This window comes from Streptomyces sp. NPDC058157 (assembly GCF_042884105.1).
GTDB lineage: Bacteria > Actinomycetota > Actinomycetes > Streptomycetales > Streptomycetaceae > Streptomyces.
The window spans coordinates 66,238-73,182 of record NZ_JBHVUQ010000008.1; the positions used below are offsets into that span (position 1 = coordinate 66,238).

Genomic DNA, 6,945 nt, shown 5'->3' on the forward strand with positions numbered 1-6,945 from the left:
ATGAGTCAGCAGGGCCACAGGCGCCCCCGGTTGTCGAAGAAGCTCCTGGCCGTGGTCAGCGCCCTGGTGCTGGGCGGCGGCGGGGTGGCGATCGTCGCCGGGAACGCGAACGCCGGCCAGGACGCCTCCCGCACCGGACAGGTGACGGCCACCATCGACTGCCCGGACGTGGGCGACAAACTCACGGCCGTGCCCGACGGGGCCAGGGCGGAGGTGGACGAGAACCTGGCCCAGCTGGACGTCCAGGTGGCCGACGCCTACCGGCAGCTCGCCGGGGGGCAGGTGCAGGGCAAGGCGCAACAGGACGCGCTGCTGGGCCGGTTGCGCGACCAGCGCGGGACGACCATCTCCCGGGTCTCCGACGCGATAGGCCGCTCGGGCGGCCGCCCGGAGGGGCTGGGAGCGCTGAGCGGCTGCTCGATGAAGGAGGCCGCGGCGCAGGAGGACACGGCCGCCGACGGGGCCCGGAGCATCGGGCAGAAGGCCGGTCCGGCGAAGAGCGACTTCGTGGACATCACCAAGGTACGGCCCAACAGCAAGGCCCCGGCGGCCTCCGCGGCCGCCTCGAAGGGCACCTTCACCTCGGAGTGCGGGCGCAACGAGAACGGACACTTCAACCCGGACAACGTGATCGTCGCCCCGGGCGTCTCCAACGGGGCGCACCACATGCACGACTACGTGGGCAACAAGACCACCAGCGCCTTCTCCACGAACAACAGCCTGGCCGCCTCGGGGACCACCTGCGCCAACGGCGACCAGTCCACCTACTACTGGCCGGTGCTGCGGCTGCGCGACGGCCGGGCGGAGCGCGACGCGAAGGCCCCGGGCGGCGGCCAGGACGCCAACGTGGGCACCATCCTGCGGCCCAAGCAGGCGGCCATCAGCTTCAAGGGCAGCCCGGCCGGCCCGGTGAAGGCGATGCCCCGGTTCCTGCGGATCATCACGGGCGACGCGAAGGCCTTCAGCAACGGCACCGCCAACGCCAACGCCTCCTGGAGCTGCACCGGTTTCGAGGACCGGCAGCTGAAGGACAAGTACCCGCTCTGCCCCAAGGGCAGTGACGTGGTGCGCACGTTCACCTTCCAGAGCTGCTGGGACGGCCGCAACACCGACAGCGCCAACCACCGTACGCACGTGGCCTTCCCGGACTCCTCCGGGCGCTGCAAGAAGGGCTTCACCGCCATTCCGCAGCTGGTGGAGCGGGTCACCTACGGGGTGGCGCCCGGGGCCCGGTTCGCGGTGGACAGCTTCCCCGAGCAGCTGCACAAGCCGGTGACCGACCACGGCGACTTCATCAACGTGATGTCGGACGCCCTGATGGCCCGGGCGGTGGGCTGCATCAACGGCGGGCGGTCCTGCCGCTGACCCACCCGCCGCGGACACCCGTACGGCCGGCCCGGAGCCCCTCGGCTCCGGGCCGGCCGCTTCGCGCGGGCCGTGCGGCCCGGGGGTCACAGGCCGTTGACGCGGGCCATCCGTCCGACGGCGAGGGGCGGGAACTCGGCGCCGACCACGCGGGCGGCACGGCGGGCCACCCGGGAGTGCTGGCGGCGCACCTGCGCCATCAGGCGGCGGCTGCGCAGGGCCATCTCCAGTTCGAAACGGGTGCGGGGGTCGCGCAGTCCGGGCCCGAACAGCTTCTCCAGCTGGCGCATCCGGTAACGGACGGTCTGCGGGTGCACGTTGAGGGCCTTGGCGGCCTCGGGTGCGCCGCCGCCCTCCAGCCAGGCGAGCAGGGTCACCTCCAGGCGTTCGCTCTGGCGCGGGGTCAGGTCGGCCAGCGGGCGCAGCCAGCGCGCGGCCAGGGCGTGGGCCAGGGGCTCGTCCTGGAGGAGCAGCAGGGTGGAGAGGTGGTCGTCCACGAAGACGGCCCGGGCGTCGAGGCCGCCGCGGGCGGGGGTGAGGGTGAGCAGGCGCAGGGCCCAGCGCAGGGAGGAGGCGGTGTCGCGGAGGGGGACGGCGTGTCCGACGGCGGCGACCCGGCCGCGCAGCGGGGGTTCCAGGGCGGCGCGGGCGTCGGCGTCGGGGCTCGGGAGCAGCAGGCAGGGGCGGCCGGCGAACATGCCGGCGAGGGCGTCGTCGAGCACGGCCGCGAGCTGCTGGGCCTCGCCGGGGGTGGCGAGCGCGACGGCCCGGACCGCGGCGGGCAGCGGCCAGCCGGCGGCCCGGGCGAGGTCGTCGAGGGAGTCCTCGGAGGCGGCCCGGTCGTCGGTGAGGGCCTTGAACAGTTCCTGGCGCAGCCGGTCGGGCGCGGGGGTCCCGGCCTCGCGCCGGGGGCCGTCGCCGTGGCCGGGCGCTTGATCGTGGCCGCGTGCCTGGCCCTGGCCCTGTGCGTGTGCGTGTGCGTGGCCGTGTGCGTGTGCGTGTGCGTGGCCGTGCTCGTCGCCGTGCTCGTAGCCGGCCCCGCGCACCGCCTCGCGGGCGCCGCCGCGGGGGTCCTCGCGGCGGCCGTCGTGCCGGACCTCGTGTCCGGCGTCGCCCCCGGCCCCGGCGCGGGGGCACGCGTCCCCGGCGGCCTCGTCGCGGGCGGGTTTGTCGCGGGCGGGTTCGTCGCGGTAGCCGAGGGCGGTGAGGAGGGCCTCTTCCACCCGCTGCCGGATCAGTTCGTCGCCGATGGCGTCATTACCGTCGACAAGTGTGGAGAATCCGGGAATTCCCTGCAGGAGCTCCTCCACTATCTCCGCGGCCAGTGCGGGGAGTTCCCTGCGCACGACACGCGTCCACTCTCCTCGCGGGCGGGACCAGATGCGGTTCAGAAGTTCGCACATCGTTTCCTCGTTCTTGCCGGGGTGAGGCCTGTCCGGTGGAGGAGCGACAAGCCCGTCAGGGTTGTCTGCCTCGCCAACGACCCTGCCTGTCAAGAGAGTTGCAGCCCCCACGCGCCCTTCTGGAGGGATCCGGCCACTTTTGCGCCCCGCGGGTTTGCCTTGTTTTTGCCCCCGGGAACGCATGGATGGCGCGCGACGCGGTGGCCTGTCACGACCTCCACTGGAGGGGAATCTTCCGGCGTTGTTCGATGCGCCGGAGACGCGGTGCGAGAAATTATCACGTTTCGATAAATCCTGTGGAGATGCTGCGCAGCTCCACGATGCTGCTGCACTCCGGCCCCGAGCCCCCTCGGCCGGCGCGGGAATTCCACAGCGCTGCCGGCCGCCACCACCACGATCCCGGGTGCCGAGCGCCAGGTGGACTGTGCTCGGAGCCCCGGTGCACAGGAGAACTGGATGCCCCTGCCCCAGCCGCACATACCCCGCTCCCACCGGTCGCGACGCAGGAGCCGCCACGCGGCGGCGGCCCCGGCCGCGGGACGGCGGGCCGTCCGGCGGCCCCCGCTCCTGCCCGCCTCCGGGCGGCTGCGCCCGAGCGCGCTCTGCGCGGCCGGCGCCGCACTCGTCTCGCTCCTCGTGGCGGTCCGCGCGGGGGCCCTGTCCCACCTGTGGGAGTTCCTCGACTACGGCGTGGGCGTGCTCTCGCTCGTCAGTCTCACCGCCACCGTCCTGTGGGGCCTGGCCGCCACCGACCGGGCCGTCCTCGGCTCCGGGCACCGGCTGCTGGCCCAGGGCGTGCACCGCGGGCTGGCCGTGTCCGGGCTGGGGTTCCTGGCCCTGCACGTCTGGGTCAAGGTGGCCCAGGGGCACACCACGGCGGCGGGCGCGTTCCTGCCGTTCGCCGACGCGGACCGGCCCGTCCTGATCGGCCTCGGCACCCTGGCCGGATATCTCTTCGTCTCCGTCGCGGTCTCCGGGGCCGTGCGTAGTGTGTTCGCGGTCAAGAACCGCTCCGTGTGGTGGCGGGCGCTGCACATCGGCGCCTACCCGGCATGGGGGGCGTCCCTGGTGCACGGGCTGAAGGCCGGCCGTGCCGCGGACCCCTGGGTGACGGCCTCGTACGCCCTGTGCCTGGCCGGGGTCGCCGGGGTCATCGTGCTGCGCCTGCGCTCCAGGAGACTCGGCGCGCCCGCACGGCCGGCCGCCGCCCCGCAGCCCGCGCCCGCCGCACCGGCCGCCCAACCCGTGCGCGAGCGGGCCGGGTTCGTCCAGGACGTCCCCCTCACCGGGATGCCCTCGGTGCCCGGGCAGCGCGCCGCGGGCGGCACCTCCGCCGCGGCCCGCCCGGCCGCGCCCCCGCCGCGGCCGGGCGACCGTCCGTACGCCGCCGCCACGGCCCCCGCGGGCCCGGGCGGCGGCGCGGGCTCCGGGCAGGGCGCCGGCCGTGAGGGGTGGCTGTGAGCGGCCCGGCGGAGCGCCCGGGCCTCGGCTGCGTGGGCGCGCCCCGGCTGCTGACCGGGCTGGACCGCACCGGGTGGCTCGACCGCGAGGCCCACCTGGCGGCGCACGGCCCCCTCCCCCGCTTCCACCCGGACGAACTGACCGACCTCGCCTCGGACATCGGCCTGCGGGGCCGCGGCGGGGCGGGGTTCCCCTTCGCCCGCAAGCTGCAGGCCGTCATGCGGTCGGCGGCGGAGAAGCAGTCCGCCACCGCCGTCGTGGTCAACGGCAGTGAGGGCGAGCCGAGTTGCCTCAAGGACACGGCCCTCCTGCTGCACGCCCCGCACCTGGTGCTGGACGGAGCCCTGCTCGCGGCCGCCGCCGTGTCCGCCGAGGAGGTGGTCGTGGCCGTCACCCGTGCGGACGTGGAGCGTTCCGTGCGCGACGCCGTCGACGAACGCGGCCCCGGCGGCAGGCGGGTGCGCGTGGCCCGGCTGCCCGAACGGTTCGTCACCGGCGAGGGCACCGCCCTCGTCAACGGGCTGAACGGCGGGCCGGCGCTGCCGTCCGGGCAGCGGGTGCGGACCAGCGAGCGGGGCCTGGGCGGGATGCCGACCCTGCTGTCGAACACCGAGACCTACGCGCAGCTCGCCGTGGCCGCCCGGCTCGGCGCCCCGGCCTACCGCTCCGTCGGCCTGCCCTCCGAACCGGGGACGGTGCTGCTGACCGTCGCCGGGTCGACGGTCGTCGAGACCCCGTCCGGCACCTCCCTCGCGTACGTCCTGGACCTGTGCGGGAGCGGCGTCGGCCAGGGGGTGCTGGTCGGCGGCTACCACGGCCGCTGGCTCGACCCCGGGGCGGCCCGCTCCGCCGACCTGTCCCGGCAGTCCCTGGCCGCCTTCGGCGCGGTGCTGGGCGCCGGGGCGGTGCTGCCGCTGCCGGAGGAGACCTGCCCGGCCGGGGAGGTGGCGGCGGTGACGCGCTGGATGGCCAAGGAGTCGGCCGGCCAGTGCGGGCCGTGCGTCCGGGGGCTGCCCGCACTGGCCGACGTACTGGAGGACGCCGTACGGGGCGGGGGCCGGGCCGCGCTGGAGGCGGTGGAGGCCCGGCTGAAGGGGGTCCGGCGCCGGGGTGCGTGCAGCCATCCGGACGGGACCTCGTACTTCGTCGCCTCGGCGCTCGCCTCGTTCCCCGAGGAGTTCCGCGACCACGCCCTCGGCAGCGGCTGCGGCCGTCCGGTGACCGGGGCGCTGCCCCTGCCGCCGGCCGAGGAGGCGGCCGGGGGCGCGGAGCGGCTGGTCGTCGACTGGACGCTGTGCAAGGGGCACGGGCTGTGCGTGGACGTGCTGCCCGACGTCGTACGGCTGGACGCGGACGGCTACCCGGCCCAGGCCTCCATGCCGGTCCCGGCGCGGCTGCGGCCCAAGGCGCTGCGCGCGGTGCGGCGCTGTCCGGCGCTCGCGCTGCGCTTCCGGGAATGAGCCGCGCACGGCCCCGGCGGGTACCCGAGTTCATTCCTGTCGCGATCTGACAAATTCCCGGGGAATTCGGCTCCGACCGGTCCGGGCCCCGTATCAATGGGCGAAGGCAGCGAGCCCACGGGATCGAACCAGAACCTCGAGGAGAGATCGTGAAGACCAGGACAATGCGCCGTGAGATATTCGCCGGGTCGGCGGCGGTCGCGGTACTTCTGCTGACGGCCGGCTGCGGTTCCGGCGGGAATTCCGCCGCGAAGCAGGACGCGGTGAAGCCGGTGGGCGACAGCAAGCAGCTCGACCTCTACGGGTCGGGCTACGGCTCCGGGTCCGGGTCCGCTGACGCCCCGGCGGGCGGGGGGCCCAAGAGCGGCCCGGCCGGACAGCTGAAGGCGCAGGAGGTGGCGGGCGTGGGCTCCGCGGTCACCGACGGCGAGGGCTTCACCCTCTACCGGTTCGACAAGGACACCGCCAAGCCCCCGAAGTCCAACTGCGAGGGCGACTGCGCCCAGGCCTGGCCGGTGGTCCTGGCAGACGACGCGCAGGCCGGAGCGGGTGTGGACGCCGCGGTGCTGGGCTCGGTCGCCCGGGCCGACGGGACGAAGCAGCTGACGGTCGGGGGCTGGCCGGTGTACCGCTACGCGAAGGACACCAAGGCCGGGGACGCGCTCGGCGAGGGCGTCGGCGGCACCTGGCACGCCCTGGGCCCCGACGGGAAGCCGGCCGCCGCCGGCAAGGCGGCGGGCTCCGGCTCCGGCTCCGGCTCCGCGATGGGCTCGGGAATGGCCTCCGGCTCGGGAATGGCTTCCGGAATGGCGATGGACATGGGCGCCGGAGCGAATCCCCCGGCGGGTGGAAAGAAGGTCTCGCTCTCGGTTCGCCAGAACGCACAGCTGGGCGGAATTCTGCAGAACGCGGAGGGCTGGACCCTCTACCGTTTCGACAAGGACAGCGCCTGGCCGATGAAATTCGGCTGCCTCGACGCCTGCCTCGACACGTGGAAGCCCGCCAAACCGGTGGACAAGACGGAGGTCTCCGGAATTCCTTCGGAACTGGTCGGATCGGTGAAACGGCCGGACGGTTCGGAGCAGCTGACGATCGACTGCTGGCCCGTCTACACGTTCACCGGTGACAAGCAGCCGGGCGACGCCAACGGGCAGGGCAAGCAGGGCCTCTGGTTCGCCGTCACCGACAAGGGCAAGAAGGCGAAGGCCGCCGGCTAGCCCGCCCCTCCCCCACCCCCCGACCCCGTGGTGCCCGGC

5 protein-coding genes are annotated in these 6,945 nt (G+C 74.7%); 4 read left to right on the forward strand and 1 reads right to left on the reverse strand.

Annotation, left to right across the window (positions count from 1 at the left end; all coding sequences use genetic code 11):
* On the forward strand, positions 1–1,365 hold the full coding sequence (locus ACFVXK_RS03915; RefSeq protein WP_389609963.1) for a DUF1996 domain-containing protein: 1,365 nt from the start codon (positions 1–3) through the stop codon (positions 1,363–1,365).
* An 86-nt stretch (positions 1,366–1,451) separates the two neighbouring features.
* On the opposite strand, the gene ACFVXK_RS03920 is transcribed toward ACFVXK_RS03915, so the two are convergent.
* Positions 1,452–2,711, reverse strand: a complete 1,260-nt coding sequence (locus ACFVXK_RS03920; protein ID WP_389609964.1) for a PucR family transcriptional regulator — start codon at positions 2,709–2,711, stop codon at positions 1,452–1,454.
* 513 nt (positions 2,712–3,224) lie between these two features.
* Here ACFVXK_RS03920 and ACFVXK_RS03925 point away from each other — a divergent pair.
* The 3 genes from ACFVXK_RS03925 (at position 3,225) to ACFVXK_RS03935 (ending at position 6,906) form a co-directional block, all read left to right on the forward strand.
* Positions 3,225–4,229, forward strand: coding sequence for a hypothetical protein (locus ACFVXK_RS03925; RefSeq protein WP_389609965.1), 1,005 nt, complete (start codon positions 3,225–3,227; stop codon positions 4,227–4,229).
* Positions 4,226–5,689 (forward strand): NADH-ubiquinone oxidoreductase-F iron-sulfur binding region domain-containing protein, encoded by a 1,464-nt coding sequence (locus ACFVXK_RS03930; RefSeq protein WP_389609966.1) that lies wholly within the window; start codon positions 4,226–4,228, stop codon positions 5,687–5,689. Before ACFVXK_RS03925 ends, ACFVXK_RS03930 begins: the two co-directional genes overlap by 4 nt.
* A gap of 149 nt (positions 5,690–5,838) precedes the next feature.
* Entirely contained in the window at positions 5,839–6,906 is a 1,068-nt protein-coding gene (locus ACFVXK_RS03935; protein ID WP_389609967.1) for an SCO0930 family lipoprotein, read from the forward strand.
* The last annotated feature ends 39 nt before the right edge of the window (positions 6,907–6,945 follow it).